The following is a 14,857-nucleotide window of genomic DNA, read 5'->3' on the forward strand; positions in this document are numbered from 1 at the left end:
CTCAATCACCTGACGCTCCCGCACGTCCAACCGCCTACCCGGCATCACTACCTCCAGTCACCACACAAAGATCATGTGCAACAACCGGTTGAGGCCAAGGGCCGTTCGGCGGTTGAGCCGTGCACAAAGTGCGGGTTCTCAGCCGTCAGCGGCCGGGATGGCACACCGCTCGTGGGGTGGGCGGGAACTCAGCCGGCCTTGGTGAGGAGGGATTGCTGGGTGGTGGCGACCTGGGTGGCGAGGGTGGGTTCGTCCACGGTGACCAGGGTGTCGTGTTCTACGACGGGGTTGCCGTTGACCAGGAGGAGTTCCAGCGGCGGCGGGGTGCCTAGGACGAGGGCGGCCACAGGGTCGGCGATGCCGGCGTGGGCGAGGGTGTCCAGGCGCCAGACGGCCAGGTCGGCCAGCTTGCCGGGCTCCAGGGAGCCGAGGTCGTTCTCGCGGCCCAGGACCTGGGCGCCACCGATCGTCGCCAGCTCGAGAGCGGCCCGTACGTCGAGCGCCTGGGGACCACCGCGAGCTCGTGCGAACAGCAGCGCGTGCCGCATTTCCTCCGCCAGGCTGCCGGCTTCGTTGCTCGCGGCACCATCGACCCCGAGACCAACTGGCACACCGGCTACACGCAGATCGGCAATGCGCGCGATCCCGGCACCCAGCCGCGCATTGGAGCTGGGACAGTGCGCGACGCCCGTCGCCGACTCACCCAGCTGCTTGATCTCCGCGTCGTCGAAGTGGATCCCGTGCGCGAACCACACGTCCGAGCCGGTCCACCCGAGGTCGGCGGCGTACTCCAGCGGCGTACAGCCGAACTTCTGCTGACACCACTCACCCTCGTCGAGAGTCTCGGCCAGATGCGTATGCAGCCGGACACCCTTCCGCCGTGCCAACTCCGCCGCCTCGCGCATGAGCTCACCGGTGACGCTGAACGGCGAACACGGCGCAACCACCATCCGCAGCATCGAGTCCGGCGCCGGATTATGCCACCGGTCGATCGCGGTCTCGGTGGCGATCAGGATCTCGTCCCGATCCTCGACCACCGAGTCCGGCGGCAACCCGCCGTCCTTCTCGCTGAGATCCATCGACCCCCGCGAGGGATGGAACCGCAGCCCGATCTCCTGCGCAGCAAGGATTTCCGCCCCGAGCAGATCGCCACCCTCGCGCGGGAACACGTAGTGATGATCCGCCGCCGTCGTACACCCCGTCCGCGCCAGCCGCGCCAACGCGGCCTGCGCACCCACGTGTACGGCGTCCTCGTCGATCCCCGCCCACACCGGGTACAGCGTCGTCAGCCAGCCGAATAACGTCGCGTCAGCCGCCAGCCCGCGGGTGACCCACTGATACAGGTGCTGGTGCGTGTTCACGAACCCCGGCGTGACGAGACATCCGCGTCCGTCGATCACCCGCGCCGCGTCGTCCGCCGGCGCCGGTCCCGCCCCGACCGCGACGATCTTGTTGCCCTGGACAACGACATGACCGGTGGCGAACTCGCGCCGCTCCCGGTCCACCGTCACCACGGCGGCCCCGTCGATCACGACAGTTGCTTCCATCATCGACTGCTCCTCGTCACCCCAGGCCGGTGCAGTCAGTCAACCGGCCCGCGCGACGGGCCGTAACCCACGGGGCGCATGAATCTCGACGGTCGTGCGTCCTGTGGGTTGGAGCTTCCTCCAAGCCTCAGCAGAAGCCGGGCACGGCGTGCCAGGCGGAGCCGGCCTCGGAGGCGTCGTCGCGGACGACGGTCGCCTCGATCAGCCCGTACGGGCGGTCGGCGGCGATGAACACCTCATTGGGGTTCTCCACCCCGAACGGGCTCAGATCCACCAGGAAGTGGTGCTTGTTGGGCGCCGAGAACTTGATCTCAGCCACCTCCGGGTGCTGCTGCAGGACCGCTTCGCCCATCCCGTACAGCGTCTGCTGCAGCGCGAGACTGTGGATCCGCGCGAACTGCTCCAGCAGCAGCGCCTTGATCTGGTCGTACGACTTGTCCCAGTCGACGTCGGCGTGGTCGTACCGCCACCGCGCCACCAGCGACGTGGCGAGGATCCGGTCGTCGGTCTCCGGCAGCGTCGTGTACTTGTCCTTGAGGAAGCCGTGGAACTCCGATCCGGTGGACTTCAGCAGGGTCAGGTCCTGTACGCCGGAGACGACGTACGTCTTCCGCTCGTCGCCGCGGCCCTCGACGTTCACGATCGTGGTCCGTACGCCGCTGCCGGCGCGGACGAAAGAGTGGTCGTGCGGCTCGCCGTCGACGCTGATCCGCTCCCACGGATACTCCTCGATCGCGATCCGGGCGCCGTCGGCGGCCGGAGCGGCCTCGAGGAAGTGCGCGCCGAGCGTGAGCGCGAAGTCCTCGATCGCACCGATGCCCTTCTCCTTGGCGAACGCGAACGCGGTGTTCTTCTGCGTGTCGGTCGGCAGCACGTCACGCTGGTCGCCGCTGGTGTGCGCGTCCTCGAACCGGCCGCGCAGCGCGGACGACACGTTCAGGTCGCGGATCTGGTGGCGGGGCGTGTCGCGGTAGATCCGGACCACGCGGCTCTCGGCCTTGCCGTACTGGTTCGCACCCAGGTGGATGGCCATCGGGATCAACTCCCTCGGTAGGTGGAAAAGGCGAACGGACTGAGCAGCAGCGGAACGTGGTGGTGCCGCTCGTCGGTGATCGTGAACGTCACGGTGACCTCGGGAAAGAAGATGTCCTGGCCGGACGCGTCCGCATACGCGGCAACGTCGAACCAGAGCCGGTACGTCCCGGCCTCGAGCCCCGTCCCCAGTCCGGCGACCCGCCCGTCGTCGTCGGTCGTGGCCGACGCGAGTACGACGGTCTCCTCAGCCTTGACCCGGGACAGCTGGACCGGCACGCCACGGGCGGGCAGCCCGAGACCGGTGTCGAGGACGTGCGTGCTGACGCTGCTCATGCCTGGACCTCCAGCACCTTGCTCAGCCGGAGCAGAGCGATCTTGCGCAGTTCGTCCCGTACGACGGCGGCTTCGGTGACGTCGTCGTGGTCGAGCCGCCGGCGCAGGCTGGCGAGCATCTGCTCGGCCGACAACCCGGTCGCGCAGATCAGGAAGACCCGGCCGAACCGCTGCTCGTACTCGCGATTCCCGTCGGCGAGCGCCGTGCGGACGTCTGGATCGTCGCCGACCCCGGACTGCTCCTTGCGCGACCACGCTGCCTCCGTGCCGGCCCCGGACGGCCGGTCGCCGATCCGCGGGTGGGCGGACAGCGCCTGGTCGACCTCGGCGTCGTCGAGGTCCCGGAGCAACTGGTCCGCGACCGCGGTCAGCGCCGTGACCTCGCCGTACGGGCGTTTGGCAACGATGCCGTCGACCCAGCGCGGAACGTCGCAGCAGGCCGTCAGCAAGGGACGCAGCCGGCCGGCGGGCGCGGAGTTGAACTCCTGCAGGTCCACGGATCACACCTTCTCGAATCCCGAAACTTACTTTCCGTATGACGAAAGCTTGACATGCACCTCGCCTGACGTCAACAGTTTGTTGAAGTTTGGCCGGGCGGGCAAGAGGTCAGGCCTGATCGCGGGCGCGGTTCAGGTAGTTGTAGACGGTGAACCGGGTGACGCCGAGCGCCTCGGCGACGATCTCGGCCGACTTCCGGAACTCGAACGCGCCCCGCTCCTCCAGCCGCAGTACCGCCTGCTGCTTGTCGGTCCGCGACAACTCGCGCAACGGCCGGCCGAACTCCTCGGCAACCTCCGCGAGCAGCGTGTGCACGCCACCCTCCCCGCCGACTGAAGGTTTACGAGACAGGCGTACGGCGACCACTGGCTCGCCGTCCCACAGCAGCGGTACGTCGTCCGGCTGCGCGTCTCCCGGTGACACCAGCTCGGCGTTCAGTCGCTCGACCAACGGCGTGATCGCGACGACCAGCGGATGCGGTTCCTGGTCAGCCATCGCGCCGTACCTGGAGCGTCACCTGGCTGGCGCCGCTGGCGAAGGCGGCCTCCAGTACGCCGGTCAGCGTGGGCAGCAGGAGCCCCTGTTCGCCGCGCACGAGCGTGCCCAAGGGCCCGAAGTCGCACTCCAGGCCGGCCTCCTCCGCGACGCGCAGCGCCTCGGTGGCGTGCGCGGGCGGCTGCCCGTCGACATCGAAGGGTTCCGTGGTGAACTCCGCAACCAGTCGCATGCCGCGAGGCTAGCGATCAGGACGCGATCCGGTCACGACCGCAGCGGTCGACGCGCCAACTTGGCCAGACCGGCGGTGTCGACGCCGATCAGTTTGTCGACTTCCGACTGGTCGACAGCACCACACTCCATCCCGCGCAGGACGAAGCCCGCGAGAGCCGCGGCCGTCGCCGGTTCGTCCAGGTAGCCCGAGTCGCCTTGACCGAGGTACGCACGCAGGCGTGTCGCCGCTGTCTGCAGACCTTCGCGGTAGAAGAGATAGTTCGCAACGAAGCGCGTCGGCAACTGCGCGGGATGCATGTCCCACCCCTGGTAGATCCCGCGACCGAGCGACCGTCGTACCAGCCGCAGGTGGAGTCGCCAGGCGGCGTGCACCGCGTCCGCCGAGCCAACCGGTAGCACGTTCGTCGAACCGTCGGACACGAACACACCAGTCCCGGCCGCGGCCAACTGCATGACGTCCTTGGCGTGGTCGGCGACCGGATGCTCCATGCTCTGGTACGCCGCGGCAACACCCAACGAGGCCGAGTAGTCGTACGTGCCGTAGTGCAGACCGGTCACGCGGCCCGCACCCGCCTTGATCATCCGGGCCACCAGCGCCGTGCCGTCGGAACCGAGGATCGACTGCGGCGTCTCGACCTGGATCTCGAACTTCAAGGATCCGGCCGGTACTCCGTGCTCGGCCTCGACCGCGTCGAGCACGAGCATCATCGCCTCGACCTGCTCGACCGACGTCACCTTCGGCAGCGTGATCACGAAGCCCTCGGTCAGCGCGCCACCCAGTTCACGGACAAACAAATCCAGCGTCCGCACCCCGCGTCGCCGGCTCGGCGCCTCCAGCGATTTGATCCGCAGCCCGTGGTACGGCGGCGCCACGCCGGCGGTCACGCTCTCCGCGAGGGATCGGGCCGCGGCCACCGCGGCGACGTCCTCCTGATCGTCCGGCCTGGTCCCGTAGCCGTCCTCGAAGTCGATCCGCAGATCCTCGATCGGCTCCCGCTCGAGCTTGGCCCGAACCAGTTCGTACAGCTCATCCGTGAGCGCCGCCCCAGTGTCGCCCGTCGGGACAGCCAGCAGGCCGAGCGCCTCGGCCAGTTGCGCGGCGGAGGCGCCGTACGCGCCCAGTGCGGCGCGGGCTTCGGCTCCCCACTCCTCGACCGTGCGGGCGTCATACCGATCCGCGGGGACGTAGACGGTGTGCACGGGCTGGCGGACGCCGCGGTCGCCCGGGTACTCCGCGGCGAGCGCCGCGTCGGCGTCCGCCAGGCGCCGATCCAGCTCGCCGACCAGGTCATCCAGGCCCATACCCGCCTCCAAAGGCTGTCTTTTCCGTATTGCGGAGACTAATATCTACTGTGCGGAAGAAGCAATGTCACTGACCTTCCGAGATCTGGGGCTAAACTTCCGTGATCCGGAAAGAGAGGCGGAGTCCCGTGGCCGAAGCGAACGGCGGCAAGGCGCGCACCGGCAGTGTGCAGTCCATCGAGCGCGCGTTCGGCCTGCTCGAAACCATGGCCGACGCGGGCGGGATGATGGGGCTGTCCCAACTGGCCAACGCCTCCGGTCTGCCGCTGCCGACGATCCACCGGCTGGTTCGTACTCTCGTCGACCTCGGCTACCTGCGCCAGGAGCCGTCGCGGCAGTACGTGCTCGGCCCGAAGCTGATCCGGCTCGGCGAGAGTTCGTCGCACATGCTGAGTGTCTGGGCCCGGCCGCATCTGGCCCGGCTGGTCGACGACCTCGGCGAGTCGGCGAACATGGCGATGCTCGACGGCGACCAGATCGTGTACCTCGCGCAGGTTCCGTCCCGGCACTCGATGCGGATGTTCACCGAGGTCGGCCGCCGCGTCCTGCCGCACTGCACCGCGGTCGGCAAGGCGATCCTCGCCCAGATCCCCGAGGCCGAGGTCCGCGAACTGCTGCACCGCACCGGTATGCCCAAGCACACCGACAACACCATCACCGATCCGGACGCGTTCACAGCCCAGCTGCGCAACGCCGAGGAGCACGGGTACGCGATGGACGAGGGCGAGCAGGAACTCGGCGTCCGCTGCGTCGCGGTCGCCGTACCCGACGCCCCGTCCCGTCTGGCTATGTCGATCTCGGGCCCGGCCGGCCGCATGACCGAAGCGCTGGTCGACCGGGCAGTGCCTCTGCTCACCCAAGCTGCGAAGTCTCTGTCCGACGACCTGCGCTAATGCTGGACGAGGCCGCCGATCGGGACGGGCGGAACGTGCCCGGTGGGCGGGCGGGTCTGCGCAAGTGCCAGGCCGACATCGACCAACGATGACCGCTGCAGACCGGCCACGTCCGGGATCGGCGTCCAGACCGACTCTGCGATGTCACCGTCGGGCTCCGGCCGCAACTCGCCGCCGGTGATCCCGACCTGGTAGAAGACGCCGACGTTCTGGTGCTCGGTGCCCGCATTGGCCTCGCTCGCGGGAATCACCCGGGAGTCCACGCCCAGCAGGCGCTCCACCACGGCATCGCAGCCGGTCTCCTCGGCGACCTCGCGAATCACCGCGTCGAACGGATCCTCCGACTGCTCGACCCGACCGCCGGGAAACGTCCAGTTGCTCGCGCCGGTCAGCGGTGACACGTACCGCGAGACCAGCACACGCCCGTCCTCGATGCACACGGCGTACGCCGCCAGCCGAAAAGACACCGACGCACCCTAAGCCAAGCCGGCGGTCACCTGCACGCGAGTTGTCAGAGCTGGTACGTGCGCCAGCGTTCCGTCAGCGTGTAGCCGAGGGACTCGTTGGCACGCAGGCTGCCGACGTTCGCCGCGGCGCCGCCGGTGCTGAACCGCGTGATGCCGATATCGAGGAAGGCGAGGATCGAGGCGGCCTTCACGGCCTGGGCGACACCGCGACGGCGGTACGTCGCCAGCACCGACGTGAACCGGGTGTCGCCGAAGCCCTCGTGTGAGCGGATGGCGGTCGCACCGACCAGTCGTGAACCGTCGAAGGCCCCGAACACCCGGTACTCCGGCCACAGCGCACGGACCGTGGCAAGGTCTCCGACCACGCGATGCGTCGCCGGCGTGTACGGGTAGTCGGACTCGTTGGTTTTCTCCAGGGTATGCAGCAAGGCCGCCGACTCCTGGCCCAGCTCCCGGATGCTCAGGCCGCCGGCGGTGGCTCGGCGTACTGCTGATTCGAGCAGCTCACGGTCCGGGTCGTACAGGCGGACTGCCCAGGACTCGGCGACCACGCGGTACCCGGCTGCTTCCAGCTCGGCACACCGCGGGTCACCTTCCTGCACAATCTCGTGATCGACCATTCTGCGATTGTCAGCCCAGTTTGCGCAGCAGCGGAAGGACGTCGGTGGTGAACTGGGTCAGGAATCGCTCCTGGTCCTGTCCCGGACCGTGCACGACGAAGTGGTTGAAGCCGGCGTCGAGGTACGGCTGCAACTGCTTCACGACCTCGTCAGGGTCGGATGCGACGATCCAGCGCTGCGCGACCTGCTCGATCGGCAACTCGTCGGCCAAGCGCTCCATCTCGGTCGCGCTCGTGACGCTGTGCTTCTGCTCCGGCGTCAGCGACAGCGGCGCCCAGAACCGCGTGTTCTCCAGCGCCTGCGCCGGGTCGCGGTCGTACGACACCTTGACCTCGAGCATCCGGTCGATGTCCTCGAACGACTTGCCAGCCTTCTCCGCGCCCTCCTTCACCGCCGGGATCAGCTTCTCGGTGTAGAGGTCCATGCCCTTACCGGAGGTCGCGATGAACCCGTCACCCGCGCGGCCGGCGTACCTGGCGACCAGCGGTCCACCGGCGGCGACGTACACCTTGAGCGGCGTCTCGGGCCGGTCGTAGATGAACGCGTCGACGGTCTTGTAGTACGGGCCCTCGGAGCTGACGCCGTCCTTCGTCCACAGGTCGCGGATCAGCTGCACGGACTCGCGCAGCCGGGCGAACCGCTCCTTGAACTCGGGCCACTCCATCCCCGACACGGCGATCTCGTTCAGCGCCTCGCCGGTGCCGACGCCGAGCATCACGCGGCCCGGGTACAGCTCGCCGAGCGTGGCGAACGCCTGCGCGATCACCGCCGGGTTGTACCGGAAGGTCGGCGTCAGCACCGACGTACCGAGCAACACCCGGTTCGTCCGCTCGCCGACCGCCGCCAGCCAGGCCAGCGCGAAGGGAGCGTGACCACCCTCGTGCCGCCACGGCAAGAAGTGGTCCGACACCGTCACGCTGTCGAGCCCGAGCTCCTCCGCCCGGACCGAGTACTCCACCAGCTCCCGCGGCCCGAACTGTTCCGCCGACGCCTTGTACCCGACTCGAATGGTCACCCTGTGCTCCCAACTCCCGCGTCCGGATCTGCTGTCGGGGTCAACTCCACCACATCGATGGTTATGCCGGCGTCCGCCATCCGACCAGCCTTGTCCCTCCGGAAACTGTCCGAGGGGTGTGTTTAGGATGTGGTTCCGGCGCGGCCCGCGCCTCACCTTCGTCGACCGGCCCCAGCCTGGTCACCCGAGAAGGCAAAGGGACTTCCTGTCTCGGGCCGCTCGTCCTGGTCAGCCGCCTCGGACGGGATCGCTGGGGGATCGCGTGCGAGTGCGTGGAAGGCCAGATGACAGCGCACAGGAACTTCAAGCTGCGGGTCCGGGCCCGCGCCGCCAAAACCGGCGAGTCCTACACGGCTGCCCTCCGGCACTTCCGTCCTACTCCGTCAGGAGACGAGATGCCGGAAGAAATCACCCTGCGACTCGCGGTCGTCCAGACGACGATGCGCGACGACCCGACCAACACCCACGAACTCCGAGCGGGCGGCGCGGAGATCCGCGGATTCATGCACCAGGCGGCGGCAGCCGGCGCCCGACTGGTGCACTTCACCGAGGGCGCGATCTGCTTCCCCAGCAAGCGCGTGCTGTCCGAGCTCGGCCCGGACGAGGTCGGGGCCTCGGACTGGACCAAGGCTCAGTGGTCCGTGCTGCAGTCCGAGCTCGACCAGATCACGAACCTCGCGCGTGAGCTCGGGATCTGGGTAGTCATCCCGTCGGTGCACCAACTGCCGCAAACGCGACCGCACAACAGCACCTACGTGGTGTCCGACCAGGGGAAGCTGGTCGCGCGGTACGACGAACGCACGCTGTCGACCACCAAGCTCACCTGGATGTACACGCCGGGCACCCAGCCGGTCACCTTCGAGGTGGACGGGTTCCGGTTCGGGCTCGCGCTCGGACTGGACGTGCTGTTCCCGGAGTTGTTCACCGAGTACGACGGTCTCGGCGCGGACGGCGTACTCGTGTCGTACGCGACCAACCGCGTCGCGCACCACGAGCACGTGGCGGTCCAGGCCCGCGGGTGTGCGGTCAACAACACCTGCTGGATCAGTTTCGCCGTGTCGGCGAACCCCGACGGCGGCCTCGCGTCGGGTGTGGTCGACCCCCGCGGCGAGTGGGTGGTCCAGGCGTCGGAGGACGGTTCGCCGGGGCTGGCGGTCGCGGAGGTCCGACACTCCGACGTGACGCAGGTCGGGCGGGAATTCCGGCGGCGGACGCGGGAGCGTATCGGGTCCTGAGGCCTCACATGTCCGGGTGCGGATCCGTTCCATAGGCATGAACAGGCACGCGATCGTCAGCACCCGGATCGGGGACCTCACCCTGGTCGCCTCCGACAACGCCCTGGCCGGCGTCTACTTCCCGCATCACTGGGTGAAGCCGACGCCGGAGACCCTCGGCGAGCAGGTCGAAGCCACCGACCCGCTGCTGTCCGAGGCGGCCCGCCAACTCGACGAGTACCTCACCGGCGAGCGGACCAGCTTCGACGTCCCGACCGTCCTGCGCGGCGACGAGTTCCAGCGCCGCGTCTGGTCCATCCTCGAGGAGATCCCGTACGGCGCGACATCGTCGTACGGCGAGATCGCGGAACGGCTCGGCGACCGCACACTGGCCCAGCAGGTCGGGAAGGCGGTCGGGCAGAACCCACTGTCGATCGTCGTCCCGTGCCACCGGGTGGTCGGGAAGAACGGCGCACTGACCGGGTACGCCGGCGGTCTCAAGCGCAAGCAGTTCCTCCTCGACCTGGAGGAGCCGGTCGGGGTGAAGGCGGGCCGGCTGTTCTGATCGCGGACCTGCAGCACTCACCAACGCCGGGCCGGCGCCCTCACCGGCCCGGTTGTGAGCGTGGAGTGCGCGGCAACGGCGTCGTTGTTGAGTGCCGGAGGTCCGGGCTAAGCCTTACTCAGGTCGCCGACCTGCTCGGCGTACCAGTCGAGCTCGACCAGGTGCTCGGCGATCTGGCGGAGGGTCCAGTTGGCGCCACGGTCCTTGTCCCACTCGGCCGGGTCGACCGCGGCGTACCGGAGGGTGAACGTCCGCCCGAGGCGACGCAGACGCTGCTCGGCCTCCTGCACGTCCTCGACGGTGAACGGCGCCAGGTCGGCCGCGGACGTAAGCGCGCTCGCGTGCCACTCGTCCGGCTGCGTCGGTACGCCGGCCAGCAGCGCCTCGACCTCGGCCAGGTGGTCGATCATGTGATCGGCGATCCGGCGGACGGCCTTGTGCGGCGTGTACGTGCGGCCGTCGTCGGAGGTGAGCGGTTTACCGTCCCACGCCGGCCAGGTGGGGACCAATCGGAGCGAGCGTTCGACCGCCTGCTCCACGAGTACTCCGGGGTTCTCAGTCATGCGATCACGCTATGGCCGTGATCCTTCGGTCCCGGCCGAAGTAATCCCGAGTCGTCGCGACAGACCCTCCGCGTCGAACGGCGCGCGGACCTTGGCGTCGTTGTCGAAGTAGATGTACACGTCGCGGCGCCGCCGCTTGGCCCGCGACGACCCGATCGTCCTGCCGTCGGACGGCGTACCGCCCTGGTGCCAGGTGCGGATCTTCCCGGCCCACCGGTCGAGCGCCTCGTCGTCGTACCCGCTGGTGTAGAGCTCGTCGGCTCCGTGCAGCCGGACGTACACGAAATCCGCCGTGACGTCGTCGAGCATCGGCCACTTGCCGGCCGTGTCCGCGCAGACCAGCGCTATGTCGTGCTCGCGGAGCAGGTCGATGAAGCCCGGGGTTTCGAAGCTCGCATGCCGAACTTCGATCGCGTGCCGGAGCGGGAGGTCGACGGCAGTCTCCAGCAGCGCCCGGCCCTCCATTCGCTCGTCGTGGCCCTTGGCAACTTCTGCTGCCTCCGCAGTGGTCCCGGGCAGCGACGCGAAGAACGCAGCGCACCGCTCTTCGTCATACCCGAAGTTCGGCGGGAGTTGCCACAGCACCGGGCCGAGTTTGTTGCCGAGCGCAAGGACTCCGGAGGCGAAGAAGTTGGCCAGCGGCGCGTCCACGTCGGCCAGCTTCTTCATGTGCGTGACGAACCGCGGCCCTTTCAGGGCGAACACGAAGTCGTCCGGCGTCTCGTCGTACCACTTCTGGTACGACGACGGCCGCTGCAGCGAATAGAACGAGCCGTTCAGCTCGATCGAGTTCAGCCGCCGCGAGACGTACTCCAACTCCGCCCGCTGCGGCAGCCCCTCCGGGTAGTACACCTTCCGCCACGGCGGATAGCGCCAGCCGGAGATGCCGACCCGATACGCACTCATGCGCCGATTATCCAGTGCCGCGACCACGGGTCGGTGTGATGAGGTGTGCGGATGCAGGTTGATCGGGGCACGTACGCCGACGCACGGACGCCATGGGACGACCTGGAGTGGCGTGCCTCGGCGTTCGCCTGGGTGGAAGCGCAGATGGCGGCCTTGGGCTGGCAGGAGCGCGGGCCGCGGTGGGTGCGGGTGCGGCCGTGGTCCGTGATCGTGCGGTTCGAGGTGGGTTGGCGACTGTGGTTCAAGGCGAATCCGCCCGCGAGCCGGTTCGAGGCCGGACTGACCGAGGCGCTGGCCGGGTGGGCGCCCGGGCACGTGCTCACGCCGTACGCCGTGGACTCGACGCGCGGCTGGTCGCTGCTTCCTGATGGCGGTTCCATCCTCCGCCAGTACCCAGGCGACGAACGAGCCTGGGAGCAGGTCGTCAGTCAGTACGCCGAGCTCCAGAGGACGCTGGTCCCGCATGCCGACGAGCTCGTGGCCATCGGGGTGCCCGATGCACGGCTAGCCATCCTGCCGACGATCTTCGACAAGACCGTGGCCGCGAACCAGTCACTGCAGCCGGCCGACCGCAAGGTCCTCGACGAACTGCGGCCCCGGCTTCTCGACTGGTGCGACGAGCTCGCCGCGATCGGTATCACCGACTCGCTCGACCACGCCGACCTGCATGACGGACAGATCTTCGCCCCGGTCGACGGGCGCTTCACCTTCTTCGACTGGGGTGACGCCGCTGTCTCCCACCCGTTCTGCAGCCTGCTCGTCACCGCCCGGCACGCGGCCGGCAGCTACGGCGACGGCATCATCCCCCGGCTGCGGGACGCTTACCTCGAGCCCTGGACCGCCGACGGCCACACCCTGCCCGAGCTCCGTCGTGCCGCCAGCCTGGCCTGGCGTCTCGGATCCATCGGCCGCGCCGTGTCGTGGGGCCGCCTCTTCCCCGACGCGTTCGACGGACCCTTGCTCGACGGCGACCAGGCCGAGTGGCTGCTGAAGCTCGCGGAGCAGCCCCCGATCTAGCTCCTGTGGTACGAAAGTCTGCATGTCCGTCACTGACAGCTTGACGCCTGCGGATCCGGTCAACGCGCTGCTCGACGGTGGGCTGCGGATGCTGATCACGTCCATGGTCGACAACGCCGGGATCACCCGGGCCAAGACGGTGCCGGCGGCTCGGGTGCGGGCCGCGGTACGCGACGGGATCGGGCTGTCACCGGTGTTCGCACTGATGTGCACCGACGACGCGATCACCACGTCGCCGCTGGTCAACGGTCCGGTCGGCGACAACCGGCTGATTCCGGACCTCCGTTCGGTCGCGCCGCTCGGCCCGGACCGTCGTGTCTTCTGGGCTCCGGCCGATCAGTTGTCCCAGGACCACGAGCCGGTGGACATCTGCCAGCGCTCTGCTCTGCGGCGGCAGGAGGAGCGGGCGGTCGCGGCCGGGCTGGATGTGAAGCTCGGGTTCGAGCTGGAGTTCACCGTGTTCAGTGGTGACGCCGACGATCCGCGGGTGGCGACGATCGGGCCGGCGTACGGCGTACTCGCTGCTCTGAAGCTCGAGGAGTTCGCGGTCGAGCTGCTGGAGGCGCTCGATGCGGCAGGGGTGCCGGCTGAGCAATTGCATCCGGAGTACGCGCAGGGTCAGGTCGAGGTGGCGCTGCCGCCGGCGTCGCCGTTGGCTGCGGCTGACCAGTCGCAGCTCGCCCGGCTCGTCGTACACCGGGTGGCACGGGCGCATGGGTTGCAGGTGTCGTTCGCCCCGATCACGGTTGCGGGGTTTGTGGGGAACGGCGCACACATCCACTTCTCGGCGTCGCTGGGTGGTCGGCCGTTCGGGGATGAGGGCGGCCCGTCGGAGCATGGGCGGCAGTTGATGGCCGGCGTACTGCGTGAGCTCGACGGGTTGACCGGTGTACTCGCGCCGAGCGTGGTCAGCGCGGATCGAAGGGTGCCGGGGAACTGGGCCGGCGCCTTTGCTTGCTGGGGGCCCGAGAATCGGGAGGCTGCGCTGCGGTATGTGCCGGGCAGCGTGACGAGTCGGCCGGGGTCCGCGAACTTCGAGATCAAGATCGGGGATCCGTCGGGCAACGCGTATCTGTCGGCTGCCTCCGTGCTTGCGGCCGCCTTGAACGGGCTCGAGCAGAAGGCGGTCCTGCCGGACGGTTTGGACCGCGACCCCAGCACCTATCCGGAGGCGGACCGGCCGCCGCGGTTGCCGCTGACGTTGCAGGACGCGCTGACGGCGCTCGAGCGGTCGGAGGTCATCCGCGCTGCTCTGGGGGATGCGATTGTCGAGCCGTTCCTCGCCGTACGGCGTCATGATGCGGAATCGCTGGGTGAGCTGTCTTTGGAGGATCGGGTCGGCGCGCTGCGGTGGCGCTACTGACGCCTGGATCACATACGGTGATCCTCATGGCGTTGGCTACGAAGGGGAGCAAGGGCGAGTCGTTCCTTGCGGTGGTCGTTGGTGGCGGAGCGGCGTTCGGGCTGATCGTGATCACGTCGCGCGCGTGGAAGGCGTGCAACGTCGACGTCGCCGGCAGTGTCCCGAATGGGCTCACCCTGCTGTTCCTCGGCCTCCCCCTCGCGCTGATCGTGAACCTCGCCCTGTTCACCATCGTCTTCCGCTACGCCGGCAAAGCCTTCCTCTTCTCCCTCATTGCCGCGGCCATCGCCATCACCATCGCCGACCTGGCCCTCTTCTCCTGGCAAGGCACCCCCGCCACCGCCCCCGGCAGCTGCCCCGGCAACGTCCCACCCTGGTGGCCCACCTGGATCCCGAGCTGACTCAGCGGCTGGTGGGACGGGTCGCGCAGATCAGGGCGATCGTGGCGATCACGCCGAACGGGATGGCCTGGAGTTCCTGGAAGGCGACGAGTTTGAAGACGGTGAAGTAGATCATCCAGATCGCGTAGGCGATCACGGCCGGGCGGCCCAGGCGGTGGCCGCGGAGGAACGCGATCGCGGCGATCAGGCCGCCGACGGAGAGGAACTCGTAGGTCACGACGAAGCTGGCGCCGATGCCGTTCCAGCCTTCCAGGCCGGTGAAGTAGATGGCGCCGTAGCCGCCGATCGCGGCGATCAGTCCGAGCAGGACCGAGGCGGCGACGACGGTCGCCGGGGGCCGGCGAGTGGTGGCGGATCGGGTGCTGGTGACGGTGCTCATGGTGTGCTCC

19 protein-coding genes are annotated in these 14,857 nt (G+C 68.8%); 6 read left to right on the top strand and 13 right to left on the bottom strand.

Annotation, left to right across the window (positions count from 1 at the left end):
- Nucleotides 1-188 precede the first annotated feature (188 nt).
- From E0H73_RS44585 to E0H73_RS44615, 7 genes are all read right to left on the bottom strand, one after another.
- Complete coding sequence (locus E0H73_RS44585; RefSeq protein ID WP_238164684.1) at nt 189-1,550, bottom strand: 8-oxoguanine deaminase; 1,362 nt, start codon at nt 1,548-1,550, stop codon at nt 189-191.
- 124 nt (nt 1,551-1,674) lie between these two features.
- Nucleotides 1,675-2,580, bottom strand: a complete 906-nt coding sequence (pucL, locus tag E0H73_RS44590; protein WP_131367252.1) for a factor-independent urate hydroxylase — start codon at nt 2,578-2,580, stop codon at nt 1,675-1,677.
- Nucleotides 2,581-2,585: 5 nt separating this feature from the next.
- A complete protein-coding gene (gene uraH, locus E0H73_RS44595; RefSeq protein ID WP_131367254.1) occupies nt 2,586-2,915 on the bottom strand; it encodes a hydroxyisourate hydrolase in 330 nt (109 codons plus the stop codon).
- Complete coding sequence (uraD, locus tag E0H73_RS44600; RefSeq protein WP_131367256.1) at nt 2,912-3,412, bottom strand: 2-oxo-4-hydroxy-4-carboxy-5-ureidoimidazoline decarboxylase; 501 nt, start codon at nt 3,410-3,412, stop codon at nt 2,912-2,914. Before uraD ends, uraH begins: the two co-directional genes overlap by 4 nt.
- 109 nt (nt 3,413-3,521) lie before the next feature.
- A complete protein-coding gene (locus E0H73_RS44605; RefSeq protein ID WP_131367258.1) occupies nt 3,522-3,908 on the bottom strand; it encodes a helix-turn-helix domain-containing protein in 387 nt (128 codons plus the stop codon).
- Complete coding sequence (locus E0H73_RS44610) at nt 3,901-4,140, bottom strand: thiamine-binding protein (protein ID WP_131367260.1); 240 nt, start codon at nt 4,138-4,140, stop codon at nt 3,901-3,903. The genes E0H73_RS44605 and E0H73_RS44610 overlap by 8 nt, the downstream gene beginning before the upstream one ends.
- A gap of 32 nt (nt 4,141-4,172) precedes the next feature.
- A complete protein-coding gene (locus tag E0H73_RS44615; protein ID WP_131367262.1) occupies nt 4,173-5,444 on the bottom strand; it encodes a DUF6986 family protein in 1,272 nt (423 codons plus the stop codon).
- A 128-nt stretch (nt 5,445-5,572) separates the two neighbouring features.
- Between E0H73_RS44615 and E0H73_RS44620 the strand changes: the two genes are divergently transcribed.
- Nucleotides 5,573-6,337, top strand: a complete 765-nt coding sequence (locus tag E0H73_RS44620; protein WP_238164685.1) for an IclR family transcriptional regulator — start codon at nt 5,573-5,575, stop codon at nt 6,335-6,337.
- Here the strand turns inward: E0H73_RS44620 and E0H73_RS44625 are convergent.
- Genes E0H73_RS44625 through fgd form a run of 3 tightly spaced genes read right to left on the bottom strand, consistent with a single transcriptional unit; the run spans nt 6,334 to nt 8,439 of the window.
- Nucleotides 6,334-6,804, bottom strand: a complete 471-nt coding sequence (locus E0H73_RS44625) for an NUDIX hydrolase (RefSeq protein ID WP_131367266.1) — start codon at nt 6,802-6,804, stop codon at nt 6,334-6,336. The genes E0H73_RS44620 and E0H73_RS44625 overlap by 4 nt on opposite strands.
- Nucleotides 6,805-6,848: 44 nt before the next feature.
- Nucleotides 6,849-7,424 (bottom strand): GNAT family protein, encoded by a 576-nt coding sequence (locus tag E0H73_RS44630; RefSeq protein WP_131367268.1) that lies wholly within the window; start codon nt 7,422-7,424, stop codon nt 6,849-6,851.
- Between the two features lie 10 nt (nt 7,425-7,434).
- A complete protein-coding gene (gene fgd / locus E0H73_RS44635; protein WP_131367270.1) occupies nt 7,435-8,439 on the bottom strand; it encodes a glucose-6-phosphate dehydrogenase (coenzyme-F420) in 1,005 nt (334 codons plus the stop codon).
- 284 nt (nt 8,440-8,723) lie between these two features.
- Between fgd and E0H73_RS44640 the strand changes: the two genes are divergently transcribed.
- The gene (locus tag E0H73_RS44640; RefSeq protein WP_165556163.1) at nt 8,724-9,674 is read left to right on the top strand and encodes a carbon-nitrogen hydrolase family protein; all 951 of its coding nucleotides are present in this window, start codon (nt 8,724-8,726) and stop codon (nt 9,672-9,674) included.
- Between the two features lie 37 nt (nt 9,675-9,711).
- A complete protein-coding gene (locus E0H73_RS44645; protein ID WP_131367272.1) occupies nt 9,712-10,218 on the top strand; it encodes a methylated-DNA--[protein]-cysteine S-methyltransferase in 507 nt (168 codons plus the stop codon).
- A gap of 107 nt (nt 10,219-10,325) precedes the next feature.
- Here E0H73_RS44645 and E0H73_RS44650 read toward each other — a convergent pair whose 3' ends face one another.
- Both E0H73_RS44650 and E0H73_RS44655 read right to left on the bottom strand, forming a co-directional pair.
- Entirely contained in the window at nt 10,326-10,781 is a 456-nt protein-coding gene (locus tag E0H73_RS44650; RefSeq protein ID WP_131367274.1) for a hypothetical protein, read from the bottom strand.
- 9 nt (nt 10,782-10,790) lie between these two features.
- The gene (locus E0H73_RS44655; RefSeq protein WP_131367276.1) at nt 10,791-11,687 is read right to left on the bottom strand and encodes a DUF72 domain-containing protein; all 897 of its coding nucleotides are present in this window, start codon (nt 11,685-11,687) and stop codon (nt 10,791-10,793) included.
- A gap of 51 nt (nt 11,688-11,738) precedes the next feature.
- On the opposite strand from E0H73_RS44655, the gene E0H73_RS44660 reads away from it, so the two are divergent.
- The 3 genes from E0H73_RS44660 to E0H73_RS44670 are packed head-to-tail and all read left to right on the top strand — an operon-like array spanning nt 11,739 to nt 14,468.
- Nucleotides 11,739-12,704 (top strand): phosphotransferase, encoded by a 966-nt coding sequence (locus E0H73_RS44660; RefSeq protein WP_131367278.1) that lies wholly within the window; start codon nt 11,739-11,741, stop codon nt 12,702-12,704.
- A 22-nt stretch (nt 12,705-12,726) separates the two neighbouring features.
- The gene (locus E0H73_RS44665; RefSeq protein ID WP_131367280.1) at nt 12,727-14,067 is read left to right on the top strand and encodes a type I glutamate--ammonia ligase; all 1,341 of its coding nucleotides are present in this window, start codon (nt 12,727-12,729) and stop codon (nt 14,065-14,067) included.
- Between the two features lie 26 nt (nt 14,068-14,093).
- Nucleotides 14,094-14,468 (top strand): hypothetical protein, encoded by a 375-nt coding sequence (locus tag E0H73_RS44670; protein WP_131367282.1) that lies wholly within the window; start codon nt 14,094-14,096, stop codon nt 14,466-14,468.
- Nucleotide 14,469: 1 nt separating this feature from the next.
- Here the strand turns inward: E0H73_RS44670 and E0H73_RS44675 are convergent, their stop codons facing one another.
- A complete protein-coding gene (locus E0H73_RS44675) occupies nt 14,470-14,847 on the bottom strand; it encodes a hypothetical protein (protein ID WP_131367284.1) in 378 nt (125 codons plus the stop codon).
- Nucleotides 14,848-14,857 lie beyond the last annotated feature (10 nt).

The organism is Kribbella pittospori (genome assembly GCF_004331465.1).
GTDB lineage: Bacteria > Actinomycetota > Actinomycetes > Propionibacteriales > Kribbellaceae > Kribbella > Kribbella pittospori.